This window comes from Hominibacterium faecale (genome assembly GCF_020734085.1).
Taxonomy (GTDB): Bacteria; Bacillota; Clostridia; order Peptostreptococcales; family Anaerovoracaceae; genus Hominibacterium; species Hominibacterium faecale.
Window position 1 is genome coordinate 405,459 of sequence record NZ_JAJAGH010000005.1, and the last position, 14,905, is coordinate 420,363.

Here is a 14,905-nt window from a genome sequence, read left to right on the forward strand (position 1 = left end):
TTCCCCTTATTTTCTATAAAAATTAAGCGTCCGTTCCGCCCACTGGGAATCTTTCATAACCGTTCTGCCGACCCCGATCAGATCCGCAATCTCAGCCTCCAAAAGCGCTTCCACGTCTTCCGGGTCTTTAACGCCGCCGGTGGAAATCACTGGGATAGAAACAGCATCTTTGACCGCCTTTGATTCGGCGCCAAAGTATCCCGGCTTACTGTTTTCCGGGTTGACATACCCGCACATTCCGCCGGAAATATCCAGCACGTCGATTCCAGCATCTTCGAAAATCTTTGCTGCCGCTGCCGCATCTTCCGCCTTATTGCCACCCTGCAGATAGTCACAGGCGCCCAGCCGCAGAAACAGCGGATAATCGCGCCCTACTGCCTTCCTCACCGCATCGATCACTTCCAGGTGAATGCGAATGCGGTTTTCCAGTCTGCCGCCGTATTCATCGTTTCGCAGGTTGGTCAGAGGCGAGTAAAACTGATTGAGCAGATAAGAGTGGGCCGAATGAATTTCTACGCCGTCATAGCCGGCCGCTTTTGCCCGAACAGCGGCATCTGCGAAAGCATCCACCACTCGGGCGATATCTGCCTTGGTCATCTCTTCGGGCACGCCTCCCTGCCTGGGATTCATCACAGGAGAAGGTCCTTTTAATTCCATGCCCGTCACTTCCGGCGTTGTGCAGCTTCCGGCATGGTTCATCTGCAGGACCGCTCTGGTGCCCGCTCCTTTAATGACCCGGGCCAGCTTCGCCAGTCCAGGAACGGTATCGTCCTGTGCGATGGAAACCTGTCCGGCAGAAGCCTTGCCCTGCTGCATGATATAGCAATGCTCTACAATGGCCAGGGAAAAAGCTCCGCCGCGCATCTTATCCTGGTAATAAGCCAGCGAATCATCGGTCACCTTGCCGTCAGGCGATGCTTTGGCAATGGTGATCGGCGGATAGATCAGCCTGTTCTTAAAGGTAATCTTTCCTGCTGCCAGGGGGGTATTGATAATTGCCATTTTCCGTCACTTCCTTTTATCATCGTTTCATCTCTAAATTGAACACTTCTATTATACCACGGCCCGGCTTGTTTTCGTCAACGCATTTTTGCGCTGTGCCATTTCCTTACACCTTTATTGTTTTAACTTCTTCTGGGAAAACTTTTGAAAATATTTTTCCTTTTTACGCAATCCAATGGATTTGCGGGTTTCGATCCTGCTTCAAATGGGGATTTTGGCCGCCCAGCCAATTTTTGCAGCTGCAAACCGTTGGAATTTGCGTAAATTTTAGCAAAAAACGAAAATCTTTTCCCCAGACTACACGACCCTAAAAAACGAAAAAGCCGACCGCCCCGCCTAACCGGAAGAGCAATCGGCCTTCATTACTTTCTAACTATTTACATCTCTTCAGCAGTTTCTCCCACTGATCATCCACGTACTCCTGTGTATTCTCAATCATCCATTCGTTTCCCGGCCGGAACATGTGCTTAAAACGGCCCTGCCTGGAAAGGAATTCTTCCACCGGCTTTTTCCGCTTCGGCTCGTAGGTCAGCTTCCACTTGCCGTTCTCGATCTCGTACAGCGGCCATACGCAGGTATCCACTGCCAGCTGGCAGATTTCCGCCAGATCCTCGGCCTCATAGCGCCAGCCTCTCGGGCACGGTGAAAGAATGTTCAGAAAGCACGGTCCCTTGGTGTAAATCGCCTTGTGGGCCTTTTCGTGCAAATCTTTGAAGTTGCCGATAAAGGTCGTTTGAGCGGCGTAAGGGATGTTGTGGGCAGCGATGATTTCCGTCAGATTCTTTTTGCACTGAATCTTTCCCGGGCTGACCGTTCCCACTGGGGAAGTGGTGGCGTCGGCATAGCGGGGGGTTGAGGAGGATCGCTGAATCCCCGTATTCATGTACGCTTCATTGTCATAGCACACATAGACCATGTCATGGCCCCGCTCCATGGCTCCGGACAGAGACTGGAGGCCAATATCATAGGTGCCGCCGTCGCCGCCGAAGGTGATAAACTTAAAGTTATCCTTGATCTTACCTTTCTTTTTCAGCACTTTATAAGCAGCTTCCACGCCGCTGATGGTAGCGGCCGCGTTTTCAAAGGCTGTATGAATATAGCTGTCCGTATAGGCTGTATTGGGATAAATAAAGGTGGAAACCTCCAGACAGCTGGTAGCGTTTCCTACCACTGCTTTATCCCCCTCTTCCAGTGCCCGAAGCACGCCGCGCACCGCAACACCGGCGCCGCATCCGGCACAGAGACGGTGGCCGCCTGCCAGCCGTTCCTGTTTTTCTACTTCTTTTTTTAAATTATATGCCATTATATAAACCTCGAATCTCTCACACCAATGTAGCGATAAACATCTCCCGGATCGTCGTTGTCGTAGATCACGAACAGATCCTGATAAATATCATAAAAATCTTCCACCGTAACGTCTCTGCCGCCCAGCCCGTAAATGTAGTTGACGGCGTAGGGCTTGTTTTCCAGATCATACAGAGAATTCCGGGCTTCGTTGAACAGCGGTCCGCCGCTGTTGGAAAAGCTCTCAGCCTTATCCATAATCGCAACCGCCTTTACCTTACACATGGCTTCTGCCAGCGGGATCCGCGGGAATGGGCGAAACACTCTCAGTTTGATCAGACCCACCTTCTTGCCTTCGGCACGCAGTCTGTCCACCGCTTCCTTGCCCGTTCCGGCGCTGGAACCAATGATTACCAGAGCTACCTCCGCATCGTCCATCATGTATTCTTCAAAAAAGCCGTAGCTTCTTCCAGTTAAGTCTTCAAATTTTTCCGCCACATCGCGGATCACTGGCATGGCGTCCTTCATGGCCTGAGCCTGCTGTCTCTTGATCTCCATATAATAAGGAGAAATTCCATAAGGTCCTACGGCCAGCGGGTTCTCATGCTTGAGCAGGTAGTTTTCCGGGTTGTATTCTCCGATGAATTCTCTCACCCTTTCGTCCTCGATCAGCTCGATATTTGAAACGCCGTGGCTGGTAATAAACCCGTCCTGGCAGATCATGATCGGCAGCCGGCACGCTTCGGAAATGAGAATTCCCTGGATAAAGTTATCGTATACCTCCTGGTTGGTCTCTGCATACATCTGCAGCCATCCAGAGTCTCGTGCTCCCATGGAGTCGGAATGGTCGTTATTAATATTGATCGGGCCGGTCAGAGCTCGGTTTACAACGGCCATAGTGATGGGCAGTCTTGAGGAGGCCGCCACATAAAGAAGCTCCCACATCAAGGCCAGACCGGCTGATGAGGTGGCGGTAACTGCCCTTGCGCCGGCAGCTGATGCTCCGATGCAGGTTGACATGGCGCTATGCTCCGATTCGACTGCAATGAATTCTGTGTCCACCAATCCGTTGGCTATGTATTCGGAAAAGTATTGAGGAATTTCTGTGGATGGGGTAATGGGAAATGCCCCCATTACGTCCGGATTAATCTGTTTCATTGCCATCGCAACAGCTTCGTTGCCGGACATCCTGTCTCTGATTGCCATTATTTAACCTCCTTCACCAAATCGATCGCTTTAAACGGACATACCTTGACACAAATACCGCATCCCTTGCAGTGCAGGTAGTCAAAATCCAGGCGTTTGCCGTCTTTTACCGGAATAGAGCTGTCCGGACAGTATGGTATACACAGCATACAATGTTTGCATTTGTCCTCCAGAAACACCGGACGCATGGTGCGCCAGTCTCCGGTATTAACCAGCAGCGATGTGGCAGGTTCGTAGATTTCCGCCCCGACAGTCAGCTCCTGCCAGGTGGATTGTTCGTTGATATCCTGTGCTTTCTTGTTCATTAGCTCACCTTTACCTCTTCCATTGATTTCTTCAGGGCCTTCATATTGCCGGAAATGACATCCGGCTTGTGGGAAAATTTATGACGGAAGGATTCTTCCATGTCTTTTATGAACTGGTCCTGGTCGATGACCCGGCTCACTTTGACAGCTGCCGCCAGCATAGGCGTGTTGGGGTAATTCTTCCCCAGGGTTTCCATGGAAATTTTCTCTGCATCCACAGCGCAAATCTTACCGTCAAAGTCCGGCAGCATCTTGCGAATTTCAGCTGGGTCCTTTTTGCTGTTAATGATCAGCGCGCCTCCTTCTTTGATGCCTTTAGTAACATCCACGGTTCCCAAAAGGGTTTCATCTACGACTACTACATAGTCGGGATGATAAATATTTGAATGAACTTTACAAGGTTCATCAGTGATCCGGTTGTAAGCCGTAATGGGCGCTCCCATTCTTTCCGGGCCGTATTCCGGGAAACCCTGCACATGTTTGCCCGAGTTGAAAGCTACGTCTGCCAGCAGCAGGCACGCGGTCTTGGCGCCCTGTCCGCCTCTTCCATGCCATCTGATTTCCACGGCCTCATTTTTCTTTGTCATGTCGATTTTCCTTCCTTTCCTGGTGTCGTTGTATTAATGAACAAAGTCGGCTTGCCGCTTCATAATAGAAGCAGTCTTTGTCGATTCTTCCGGAGTATTAAAAAAGCTTTCGTCCTTGTATAAGGACGAAAGCCATAAGCTTCCGCTATACCACCTAATACAACATACTATCATACGCGTTCCTGATAACGGAGGAATACCCGTCAGGACTTACTTTACCGTTCAGCCCTGCGACTCGGAAGTGATTTTCGGTCTACCTTCTCCTGCCTCGGGCTTCCACCGTCCCCGATTCGCTTACCATTCAAAAGTGCCTACTCTCTTCGTCAATGTCTTTATTTCTATTTAATTATCTTTGTGTATTCTAACCCATAGGATTCAGGCTGTCAATATTTTTTATATATTTTACACAAAAAAATTATTTTTTTCTTGTGTCTAATCACTACGTTTTTGCACATTTTGCCAAACCGAGTCTGCTGCATGGAGCAAAAATAACCTTTCTAATCAGTGGCATGTCGTTCTTTGCATAAGACCCCTGAAAAGCGATGACATGGGCTGCCAGGCAAGCGCCTTCCATTCCAATTATCCCGTTCTGCTTCTGGCATTACGATACCACTCCCCTTCTGAAAGGTGAAATTAAAAAAAGACATATCGATATGTAGGTATCAATATGTCTGCTTTCTCAGTTCTTTTATGACTTTGTTGACTTCTTTCAGGAAGTCAATAAGCATTTTATTGTCCTTGAGATTTTTATGATAAATGATCGAATCCCGGTACTTTCGATCTGCCGCTTTGCATGGTTTCTGCACCAGGTGGTAACGCTTGAGCAATTCGCCTGGAATGGGAGATACCCACATATAGCTGGTCTCTATATTGGATAGAATATCGAATTGGCTGCTCCTTTCATATACATAAATCTCCCGCTTGCCTTCTACTTGGGAACTGTTTTCTTTCAAATTTTCTTTTACTGACAAGTAGGGTATTGTCGTATCTCCATGTATGATCTCCGTGTATCTCCACAGATCCTCCGGGTCAAGGATTGCCTTATTTGCCATGGGATGCTTATTGGGCATGAGGACCAAATACTCAAACTCGAATACACTTCGCCATTCAATGCCTTTATTTTGGATCAGCCCGCTGAAATAATCCTCGTGAAGAACCGGATAGCGGATTATGGCGACTTCTTCCTCCCCGCCTATCACGTTCTTGATGGCGTCCATAGTTCCCGTTTCCTTAAAGTCGATATCAATCCCCTGATCCGGGGCGATATTATTAATGAAATTAGTAAACGCCTGGGTAATATAACTGGCCCGGGGCGTACAAATGCCAAAAGAAATTCGATCGGGCTTGGTCCTCTGGTAGCGTTCTTCGATCTGGTCCAACTGGTCCAGAAGTCCCTTTGCATAAACAAGGAATTCTCGGCCTTTTTTCGTTGGTTCCACGCCTTTTTCTGTACGTTTAAAAATTGTTATTCCAAGGTCGTTTTCCAGTTCCTTAATCGCTTTGCTAAGGTTGGGCTGGGCCATAAACAGATTCTCAGCCGCCTGACTGATGGACCCTGTTTTTTCCACCTCAACCGCATACTTCAGATGTACTACATTCATTACTCAAATCACACTCCCCCTCTGCATTGATAAAACAGAGCTTTTCTAATTAGTCATACATTATAGCATAGTCTGAGATAATGTATGATTATTTTATTGATTATTACCATATTTTTTAAACTTTCGGATACCCTAACCTTGAGGTGAAGAATATGAATTTAAACAGATTCAAAAATGACAACCGGGCCAACTCCTCTCTGGTCATCGATCATATGGTAGCGGAAGCGGAAAAGCAGATCGAAAAGATGACTGGTGAAAAGGTGACCCTGATCGTTCGCAGACCCGGGCGGTGGGCCTGATTAAAAAACACAGCAGTGCAGACGTTCTGTGCTGCTTTTTTCATGGGCAAAATGAGCGCGGATCGGGAATTTTTTTAAGTGCTATGTTATAATAGTGGCATGAGTAAACCCGTATTAAAAATTATCTGCATCATAACCGTCTTTTCTATGACCGTTGCTTTTATCATCGGCTCCATTGTCCTGGTACGAAGCACGGATTATTTGACTGCAGAGATTCAGGGCAAAATTGTCAGTACTGCGGAGAATTATGCACACGATTTCAGCGCCAGCTTTAACCATATGGAGGGACTTACCGATTCGCTGTCCGCCTATGTAAGCACCACCTTTGATCGGAATCAATTCAAGGCGGATCCGCGGGGATATTTGGGAAAATATAAAAAACAGCTCTCCGGTATGATCCGCAAAACTTTATCAACAACAGAAACGGCTCATAGCCTTTATGTAACCTTTAACCCCCGACTTACTTTAGATAATGATGAAGTATGGTATGCCATCATGGGCGGAAAAATCAAGGAGATTTCGGCTGACTTCAAAAATAATAAGCGGGACTTTACCCTTCCGTACCAAGAGGATATGGCCTATTTTTTTGAACCTCAGAATCAAGATGCGGGGACTTGGACCGGTCCTTATTTCGATAAGGATATCAGGCAGGAAGTGTTCTCTTATTCCCGTGCGATTTACACAGACGGACTCTTCGTCGGCGTCGCCGGGGCCGATATTTCTGCAGATGACACAGTAAACGTCATCAGCGGCATGAAACTTTATGACAGCGGCTATTCCGTCCTTTTGGATGAAAATTTTCAGGTTGTAGTACATCCGTCGGTCGATGGTAAAGATAACCAAGAAGAGATCTCCACGTCACTGCGAAAAAAATTGGGAGCTGCGGCAAAGGAGCGTTCCGGCACGATTGCCTATACGCAGGACCGCGTTGAAAACATACTGGGATTTTCACGCCTGGATAACGGATGGATTTTTATGGTTATACAGCCTAAGGCCGAAGCGTTCGCGCCCATCCGCTCTTTGACGATTGTTCTAATCGTACTCGGCGTTATCCTGGCCATTGTTCTGATCGCGTTTCTAATTGTATTTTCTCTGCCTTTCATCAAACGTCAGCACTCCTTGGAAGCAGAAAACCAGGAAAAAGATATTATGCTCATCTACCAGTCCCGGCAGGCAAAGACCGGTGAAATGATGGGTAATATTACCCACCAGTGGAAGCAGCCGCTCAATACCATTAACCTGATTCTGGCCAATCTCCTCGACAGCTACCGCTTCGGCGATCTGGACGAAAAGCGCCTGCAGAAAAGCGTCTCTAAAGTGGAAAAAATCGTAGAGAACATGTCCGAAACTATAACCGATTTTTCCGATTTTCTCAAACCATCAAAGGAAAAAATTTCATTTGATGTCCGGGATTGTGTCAAAAGTGCCTTATCCCTCATGGAGGAAAGCATCAGCTATCACCGGATCACCGTCACCTCTGATTATGAGGGAGCAGCAAGTGGATTCGGCTATCCCAATGAACTTACCCATGTCATCTTTAACATTCTCAACAACGCCCGTGACGCGATTGTCGAATCGTCCCCTCACGAGCGAACAATTGCCATCCGCGTCACTACGGAGGAAGAATTTTTAGATATTTCCATCACCAATAACGGCGGCCAGATCCGCCCGGAGCATGCAGACCGTCTCTTTGAACCGTATTTTACTACCAAAGAGCATGCGGGCGGATCTGGCCTTGGACTTTATATCTCAAAGCAAATAATTGAGCAGCGCATGGAAGGGCGGCTTCTTCTGGAAAACGTACCCACGGGAGTCTGCTGCCATGTCAAAATACCGCTGATACATGAGGAGTGTGATTAAGAATAATGGATACGGTCCAACTATTGAAAAACATAAAAATTTTATACGTGGAAGACGATGAGCAGGCCCGGGAAGAGCTTCAAGATGTCCTCAAGCGCCGGGCGGGCAAGGTTATGATCGCCGAAAATGGGAAGCAGGGTCTGGAACTGTATCGGGATTTTTTGCCGGATATTATTTTGGCGGATCTTTATATGCCGGAAATGGACGGTATTGAAATGATCCGGCGAATTCGGGATTTAAAAACAGGAAAGCCGTCGGTCATCATTATTTCCGCAGTAAATGATGTGGATACAGTGCTCAGCGCCGTGGATGCGGGCATCGATAAATATCTGCTCAAGCCGGTCAATCTGTCCGACCTGCTCCAGGCTCTGACCGAACTGGCGCAAGAGCTCCACACCAGGCGGCAAGCCGCCGGCGTTGCTCTTACGGAAAACAAACGGCAGCTGGAAGGCGAGATCAAAAAACAGTTTGCCGCATTTATCAAATCCACCACCGGAAAAGGTCCCAGAGACATTGATGTTTTTATCCATAACGGGTCCATTGAAATCCTCGCATCCGAAGTTTTAACAATATTCGAAAAAAATCTCCTTGACAATTATCAGAATATTGCTATAATTAAACACATCAGAGAATTGTTCTACTCTGTGAAGGAAGCGGATATCTGTCAGCTGATCCAATCGGTCCTGGGACAGCAAGTTCGGCTGAAGGAAGTCCTGATCAACGCAGAAAAGGACAGAAACAAATTAATATTCACCATGGATCAGGATGTCTGAAGCTTCTGATAAACTTAAACAAGAGTGTCAGAGGAAGCATTCCGGTACAGTGGTCGTGATTCCTTTAATTGGAAGCTCGGGAAGAAAACGAGTCTGTTCGCTGTCTGAGGCCAATGCAAAGATAATTTGCATTGGCCTTTTTTATTAGATGGAACAACATGACAAAGGAGGGTTTTATCAATGTTAGAAGAGAAGAAAGTCATCGCAGAAAAGGACGCGCCGGAACTTCAGCGCGGGATTAAAGGCTGGCAGGTCACCTTTATTGGCCTGGGCGGAGTAATCGGCTCCTGCTACTTCCTGGGACTCGGGCTTACCATTCAAACTATGGGTCCTGCAGTCATCATTGGTTTTGGTATTGTAGGCGTTATCATCTACGCAGTTATGGTAGCTTATGCAGAACTGCTTGTAAACCTGCCTAGAAAAGGGTCCTTTGTATCTTATACCAAGGAATTCCTTGGTCCCCAGTGGTCCATTGGTATGGGCTGGGCCTTCTGGTGCAATTGGGTTGCATATGTCCCTTCGGAAGCAGTGGCGATGGCCACGGTGCTTCAATACCTGACCGGTTCCACCAGCGTAACCTTCTATATAGCGACAGCTGTGGGTGCTATGGCTGCAATCACGGTCATCAATTCCTGCGCAGTCAATATTTTTGCAAAAATCGAATCAGGCCTCGCAATCACGAAAGTCATAATTATTATTTTATTTGTTATTCTAGCCTTTGGTATTTGGGTCGGTCTCTGGGGAAGCGATGAGTTCCTCGGCGGAAAGATAAACTTTGGCGGCGACATCAGCTTTGCGGAATCTATGTTCCCCAAGGGCGCGCTGATTGTATTTACGCAAATGACACTGGTACTCGTAACTTGCCAGGGCACAGAGATCGTAGGTCTTGCCGCTGCCGAATCCCAGGATCCGGAGCGCTCTGTTCCTAAGGCATGCAGAAGTGTAACATGGAGGCTGCTTGGCCTTTATATTATTCCGATTATTTTGGTACTGCTTATTTATCCTTGGGATTTGGCAAATGACTCAAACCCGGTATTTGCGGACATCATGAACCGCTACGACATGGGATTCTTTGGAACGGTCATGTCAGCTGTGGTATTCGTCGCTGCGTTTTCCTGTGCCAACACCGGCTTTTATGGAACAGTTCGCGCCATGTATGGTTTGGCTTGTGAGGGCCTTGCGCCAAAGTTCCTGACCAAGCTGACCAAGAATGGAAATCCAAGAAACTGCGTATGGTTCACCCTGGCATGTATGTGGGTGGTTCTTGTCCTCGGCCTTATCTCAGAGCTTACGGGAGCGTTGGAGACTTTATACGGGAGCTTGCTTTCCATATCTGGTTTTACGGGAACCCTGGCCTGGATCGGAATTTGCCTGTCCCAGGTGGTCATGAGAAGGCGTCTGCGGGCAAGAGGCTACGACCCCAGAGTATGTCTGAAAGCAAAAGTAAGCGACTGGCTGGAATGGCTGCCGTTTGCAGGAGCCTGTGTACAGGTGATCGCTCTGGTCATGCTGGTTATCGAGGATCAGCTGGTATTTGGAATTGCACTTGCTGCCGTAGTTGTTCCAATGCTGGTAAGATGGATTAATGTCAAGAGAGGAACCGCAAGAGATGTGGTTATGGTAAGCGAGGGGGAAAAATCCTTTGATGAAACTTTCCCGGACCTGACAAAGAAAGGCACCGGTAAGGATTTAGCCTAAGACTGCAGAAATGGGAACTGCATTTCGATAGAATATCTTACCTTTGAAAAGCACTGCCCTTTCATCAATAACATAGAAAAACAGCAGACCCGCGGGTTTGCTGTTTTTCTATGTCTTAATTCTTTCTTCCTTTATAAATTTCTTGTTTGTTTCTGTACATCCTTTCATCTGCCATCTGCAAAAGTTTCGCTATATCAGAAGCCTCTTCTCGATGTGCCACACCCCAGCTTATGGATATTTCCGCATGAGAATTTCGTTTTTTTCCGTATTCCACCAGTTCCTTATTAATACTGTACATACGTTGCATGGGAACGGTTTCATTGGCTTCCATGAAAAGAACCAGAAATTCATCGCCACCATAGCGAAAGAACAAGTCTTGCTGGCGGATATATTTTTTTACGGTTTTCGCCACAGTAATCAAATATTGATCGCCTTCCAAGTGGCCGTATTGGTCATTGACCTCCTTTAAACCGTTTAAATCTACAAAGCAGACGCAAAACGGCGTTTCTTTTTCCCAGAGTTCTTGCAGGATATCATCTGCGTATTGCCGATTATAACAACCGGTCAGCAGATCGGTATATGCAATGATCCGCAGCTTTTCATCATCTTGTTTTTCCTGGAGCAGCGCTTCCCGTTCTTTCCGATTCAGGTCTGCATAGTAGTTGAGCCGGCTCATCCTGAAGCTGTAAAAGGAGGCCAAATAAAATCCTAGTATGGCGAAACAAGCTGATTTAATCCCCCACAATTTGAAAACCAAGTCATTCCCATCGGTATAATAAGTGAGCAGATTCAGAATCAAATAGACATATAAAACCAGGGTCAGCCGTACTAGAAATGTCAAGCTGGATCGGTCTTTTGCCAGCTGTTTTATCTTGGACCCCGTTCCCGATTTTCGAATCGCATGGAAAATCACGCCAGCCAGAATAAATCCCAGCAGCACTGGATAGCGCTTGAGATTTTCTGACATCAACGTCTGATTATCAAACAGCATCAATGGTTTATTCATAAACAGTGCAAAGGCACAGCGAAGGATAATATTCACTGCCAGCCCGTTTAGAACTCCGTTTAAAGCCATATAGATGTCAGCTATCCAGGACTGCCTGTAGATAATATGAATTTCAGCCATCAAGAAACAGAAAAAAATGGACCAGTTGGCGATCAAATGGAGTTGTAAAAGGCTGCATCCTGTAAACACCGCGTAGTTGAGGACGAATACACCAATTGCACGCAGCACACTGGTTTTTTTCCCAAAGCACTCATCAGCCAGGGCCAAAAACTGCCAATTGAAATAAAAGTAGGCGGCTCCTGCTGCAAAAAATGTTAGTAACCATGTGCTCATCTCAAATCACCGCCTTTTTTCAGCCGTTTTTTATCCCGATACATAGCCTCATCCGCAACTCGGATCAGGTCATCAACCTCCATCTCTCCACAGGCAGCGCCATAACTGAAAGACATGGGCTCTTCCAGTCGGGAAATCGCATTGCGCAAAGCTTTCATTCTTTCTTCAGCCGTTTCCAGCGTTGTGTTCGGGAAAACCAGCAGAAATTCATCCCCGCCGATTCTGGCCAGCAGTTCCCCTTGTGTCAAATGTGATTTCAGTTCTTCTGCAAACCGTATCAGCAACTGGTCTCCGACTTGATGTCCTTTTTCGTCGTTTATTTTTTTCAATCCGTCTAAATCGATAAACGCAATCGAGCAGGTCTCCTTTCCTTGCATTTTTTGGAGATATTCGGTAATATAACGCCGCGAAAAGCACCTAGTCATTGCATCTTGTTTTAAGGAAGTCTCAAGCTCAATCCGCATTATCTGCTCCCGCGCCCGCTCTGCGGCCAGCCGCTCGTATTCTTCTTCCACTCTTCGTTCCCTGGCAATGATCCATTTTTGCCTAATAATAAGAAAAATCAGCAAAAGAAGCAGCAGATTACCAGCGGCCAGCAGGATCGCCACGATATTGCCAACCTTAATCATACAAAATATGGAATCTGCAAGCACGTATAAAACCCCGCACCACAAAAAACAGAGAAACAAATCATCCTGCTTGCGGTCGTGCTTCAATTCAATGAACCTTGATTGCAGCAACGGTCGGCAGAAAAGGAGCATCACGCAAAGAAGACAATTGGCGGCCAGCAGAATGCCCATCCGAATATGGGGGCTGTAAAAAATCTGGTCAATCGTAATATTTCCAATCAGAGCCGCTGCGCCGATTAGCGTCAGAAGAATGGAAGAAAAAAGTAGAAAAGGAATCAAGTATCCAAGCTTTGCTTTGTACTGTTGATCCCTGAACAATTTTATCGGGACAAGATGAAGCGCTCCAAAAATCAAAAGAAAGAGGGGCAGGGATGGTCCCAAAATAGCCCCCGCAAGAATCCATGTTACCCTAGCCACACAAAAGGCAATTTGCAGCGCCCGCCAGTTATCCCACTTAACAAAAGCGCCCTCTTTTTCCCATAAATACTCCCACATTGCCGAGGACGCCGCCAGCAGGATTGTTAAAAGTAAAAATGTCCATTCCATAAAGCTCCATCCGATTTCTCTCAGCATCAGCAGAAAAATTTCTACAAACATGCACCGCTGAGCATTTATTTCGTATATCCCAATTATAGTTCAGCGCATTCGAATAAACAACTGTATATTGAGGATATCTTTTTTCCACTGCGGGAAATTTTGGCGGCGTGCTCCTGAAGGGCCTGTTGGAGCTATTTGGATTGTTGGGCTTGCCGAGCCTGTTGGACTTGCCGGGGCCCGGCTACGGGCCTCGGCTATAGGTGAAATCATCGCGATTCAGCTTTCCTGTGAAGCTCCACGATAATTTTTTATCGCTATCCGGCAACAAAGACTCGTTTAGGGGATAATTTGGCTCCACATTATGCCAAATTGACCGCCAAATTCGCCAAAAATTATCGCTGGCGGCCAATTTTCGGTGCTTCCGCGATGAAATCGCTGTCATTCCCCGGAGCGGTGGCCCGCCAGCCTTGATCACTTTTATCCCACTGGCTCTCATGGGGAAGATACTCTTCCCCACCTCCCTTTGCGCCGGAGGTCCGAATCGTTCCTTTTGAAACAGAAAAACGACAGGGGTTTATTTCCCTGCCGTTTATTCATGGCACTCCCGAGAGGATTCGAACCTCCGACGCACGGTTTAGGAAACCGACGCTCTATCCCCTGAGCTACGGGAGCATGCAAATGACTGCTTTACTATAATACCACATATCCCATGAGGATTTCAACATTTTTCAGCCATGAATTGCAGGCCTCCTCACTTTACAATTCGATGATAATCGCAAAGATCGGAATCGTTATGATCGAAAGGACCGTTGACAGCAGCACCGTCTTAGTGGCGAACGCCACCTCGCCTTTGTATTGCTGGCTGAAAATCGTCGATGCCGAAGCCACCGGCATTGCAAAACTGATAATCAAAACCTTTTCCAACAGAGTGAATTCCCCGGCCCAAAGCTTTACAATCACAAGCGTGACTACCGGAACGATCAGCAGTTTGACAAAAGAGATTACATAGACCTGCCAATCTCCTACAATTTCCTTAATTTTTAAGGCTCCCAGCTGATAGCCGATAGCAAACATCGTAAGAGGTGTCGTCGCCGCTCCGATCATCTCAATGGAACCGCCCAAAAGCTCGGGCAGACGGCAGTTGAGCAGGAACAGCGCCAAGCCGATCATGACTCCAATCAACCCCGGATTCAGGAATTGTTTGGCCCGAATCTTCAGATCAGCCCCCGCCGATAACTGAATCAGCACAATTCCAATGGTAAACATCAGCACATCATTGATCATTTCCAGAATTGCAGCAAAAAATACAGCTTCCGTGCCATATAACGCTTTGATAACCGGGATTCCAAGAAAGCCTGTATTCCCGAAAATCAGCATAAACACCGCCATATACTGCTTTGTTTTGGACATACGCAGCAATCTTGCCAGCGGAAAACTTACAGCGATCAATATGGTAAACACAATCAGCGCCACAGCCATCATATAGCCGCTGTCTTTCAAAATTTGAAAACTAAACTCCATCTGCATAGCGTTGATAACCATGCACGGCCAGGTCAGGTTTACCACGATGGCCGATACCGCTTCGCTTTGATGATCGCTGATCAGCTCTTTCTTACGAAAAAAAATTCCCGGCAGGATCAGTATAAAGATCATGATCAGTGAACTTAAAATCTCTCCAATAAGCATCTTACACCTCCCTCTATTAGAAAAAAGTGCTATAAATGCTCTTGTTTATAACTCAAAAACAAGAAAATTTATAGCACTTCGGCAATGATTTCTTTTTTA

13 protein-coding genes and 1 tRNA gene are annotated in these 14,905 nt (G+C 46.9%); 4 read left to right on the forward strand and 10 right to left on the reverse strand.

Annotation, left to right across the window (positions count from 1 at the left end):
- Window positions 1–6: 6 nt before the first annotated feature.
- The 6 genes from LG211_RS07050 to LG211_RS07075 all read right to left on the reverse strand — a co-directional run bounded on the left by LG211_RS07050 (window position 7) and on the right by LG211_RS07075 (window position 5,985).
- Entirely contained in the window at window positions 7–1,002 is a 996-nt protein-coding gene (locus LG211_RS07050) for an NADH:flavin oxidoreductase (RefSeq protein WP_148397946.1), read from the reverse strand.
- Window positions 1,003–1,375: 373 nt separating this feature from the next.
- Window positions 1,376–2,305: a thiamine pyrophosphate-dependent enzyme gene (locus tag LG211_RS07055; protein ID WP_269477231.1), complete on the reverse strand. Its 930-nt coding sequence runs from the start codon at window positions 2,303–2,305 to the stop codon at window positions 1,376–1,378.
- A complete protein-coding gene (locus LG211_RS07060; protein WP_148397948.1) occupies window positions 2,305–3,492 on the reverse strand; it encodes a pyruvate ferredoxin oxidoreductase in 1,188 nt (395 codons plus the stop codon). The genes LG211_RS07055 and LG211_RS07060 overlap by 1 nt, the downstream gene beginning before the upstream one ends.
- Window positions 3,492–3,797 carry a 4Fe-4S binding protein gene (locus LG211_RS07065; RefSeq protein WP_148397949.1) on the reverse strand — a complete coding sequence of 102 codons (306 nt, stop codon included), beginning with the start codon at window positions 3,795–3,797 and terminating at the stop codon, window positions 3,492–3,494. Before LG211_RS07065 ends, LG211_RS07060 begins: the two co-directional genes overlap by 1 nt.
- Window positions 3,797–4,384: a 2-oxoacid:acceptor oxidoreductase family protein gene (locus LG211_RS07070; protein WP_148397950.1), complete on the reverse strand. Its 588-nt coding sequence runs from the start codon at window positions 4,382–4,384 to the stop codon at window positions 3,797–3,799. Before LG211_RS07070 ends, LG211_RS07065 begins: the two co-directional genes overlap by 1 nt.
- A gap of 662 nt (window positions 4,385–5,046) precedes the next feature.
- Window positions 5,047–5,985, reverse strand: coding sequence for a LysR family transcriptional regulator (locus tag LG211_RS07075; RefSeq protein WP_253020581.1), 939 nt, complete (start codon window positions 5,983–5,985; stop codon window positions 5,047–5,049).
- Window positions 5,986–6,137: 152 nt separating this feature from the next.
- Between LG211_RS07075 and LG211_RS07080 the strand changes: the two genes are divergently transcribed.
- From LG211_RS07080 to LG211_RS07095, 4 genes are all read left to right on the forward strand, one after another.
- Window positions 6,138–6,284 (forward strand): hypothetical protein, encoded by a 147-nt coding sequence (locus LG211_RS07080; RefSeq protein ID WP_253020582.1) that lies wholly within the window; start codon window positions 6,138–6,140, stop codon window positions 6,282–6,284.
- Between the two features lie 99 nt (window positions 6,285–6,383).
- Window positions 6,384–8,144 (forward strand): sensor histidine kinase, encoded by a 1,761-nt coding sequence (locus LG211_RS07085; protein WP_269477232.1) that lies wholly within the window; start codon window positions 6,384–6,386, stop codon window positions 8,142–8,144.
- Window positions 8,145–8,149: 5 nt separating this feature from the next.
- The gene (locus LG211_RS07090; RefSeq protein ID WP_269477233.1) at window positions 8,150–8,917 is read left to right on the forward strand and encodes a Na-translocating system protein MpsC family protein; all 768 of its coding nucleotides are present in this window, start codon (window positions 8,150–8,152) and stop codon (window positions 8,915–8,917) included.
- A gap of 180 nt (window positions 8,918–9,097) precedes the next feature.
- Window positions 9,098–10,615 (forward strand): amino acid permease, encoded by a 1,518-nt coding sequence (locus LG211_RS07095; RefSeq protein ID WP_148397954.1) that lies wholly within the window; start codon window positions 9,098–9,100, stop codon window positions 10,613–10,615.
- Between the two features lie 115 nt (window positions 10,616–10,730).
- Here LG211_RS07095 and LG211_RS07100 read toward each other — a convergent pair whose 3' ends face one another.
- The 4 genes from LG211_RS07100 to LG211_RS07115 all read right to left on the reverse strand — a co-directional run bounded on the left by LG211_RS07100 (window position 10,731) and on the right by LG211_RS07115 (window position 14,806).
- The gene (locus LG211_RS07100) at window positions 10,731–11,954 is read right to left on the reverse strand and encodes a GGDEF domain-containing protein (RefSeq protein ID WP_148397955.1); all 1,224 of its coding nucleotides are present in this window, start codon (window positions 11,952–11,954) and stop codon (window positions 10,731–10,733) included.
- Window positions 11,951–13,129, reverse strand: coding sequence for a GGDEF domain-containing protein (locus LG211_RS07105; protein WP_269477234.1), 1,179 nt, complete (start codon window positions 13,127–13,129; stop codon window positions 11,951–11,953). The genes LG211_RS07100 and LG211_RS07105 overlap by 4 nt, the downstream gene beginning before the upstream one ends.
- Before the next feature lie 587 nt (window positions 13,130–13,716).
- Window positions 13,717–13,792 (reverse strand) — tRNA-Arg (locus LG211_RS07110).
- Window positions 13,793–13,876: 84 nt separating this feature from the next.
- Entirely contained in the window at window positions 13,877–14,806 is a 930-nt protein-coding gene (locus tag LG211_RS07115; RefSeq protein ID WP_269477235.1) for an AEC family transporter, read from the reverse strand.
- Window positions 14,807–14,905 lie beyond the last annotated feature (99 nt).

Bases quoted from the DNA above. Each gene is read 5' to 3' on its own strand.
- LG211_RS07050 (WP_148397946.1), bottom strand. From the start codon at position 1,002: ATGGCAATTATCAATACCCCCCTGGCAGCAGGAAAGATTACCTTTAAG.
- LG211_RS07060 (WP_148397948.1), bottom strand. From the start codon at position 3,492: ATGGCAATCAGAGACAGGATGTCCGGCAACGAAGCTGTTGCGATGGCA.
- LG211_RS07065 (WP_148397949.1), bottom strand. From the start codon at position 3,797: ATGAACAAGAAAGCACAGGATATCAACGAACAATCCACCTGGCAGGAG.
- LG211_RS07075 (WP_253020581.1), bottom strand. From the start codon at position 5,985: ATGAATGTAGTACATCTGAAGTATGCGGTTGAGGTGGAAAAAACAGGG.
- LG211_RS07080 (WP_253020582.1), top strand. From the start codon at position 6,138: ATGAATTTAAACAGATTCAAAAATGACAACCGGGCCAACTCCTCTCTG.
- LG211_RS07085 (WP_269477232.1), top strand. From the start codon at position 6,384: ATGAGTAAACCCGTATTAAAAATTATCTGCATCATAACCGTCTTTTCT.
- LG211_RS07115 (WP_269477235.1), bottom strand. From the start codon at position 14,806: ATGCTTATTGGAGAGATTTTAAGTTCACTGATCATGATCTTTATACTG.
- LG211_RS07100 (WP_148397955.1), bottom strand. From the start codon at position 11,954: ATGAGCACATGGTTACTAACATTTTTTGCAGCAGGAGCCGCCTACTTT.
- LG211_RS07105 (WP_269477234.1), bottom strand. From the start codon at position 13,129: ATGGAATGGACATTTTTACTTTTAACAATCCTGCTGGCGGCGTCCTCG.
- LG211_RS07095 (WP_148397954.1), top strand. From the start codon at position 9,098: ATGTTAGAAGAGAAGAAAGTCATCGCAGAAAAGGACGCGCCGGAACTT.
- LG211_RS07070 (WP_148397950.1), bottom strand. From the start codon at position 4,384: ATGACAAAGAAAAATGAGGCCGTGGAAATCAGATGGCATGGAAGAGGC.
- LG211_RS07090 (WP_269477233.1), top strand. From the start codon at position 8,150: ATGGATACGGTCCAACTATTGAAAAACATAAAAATTTTATACGTGGAA.
- LG211_RS07055 (WP_269477231.1), bottom strand. From the start codon at position 2,305: ATGGCATATAATTTAAAAAAAGAAGTAGAAAAACAGGAACGGCTGGCA.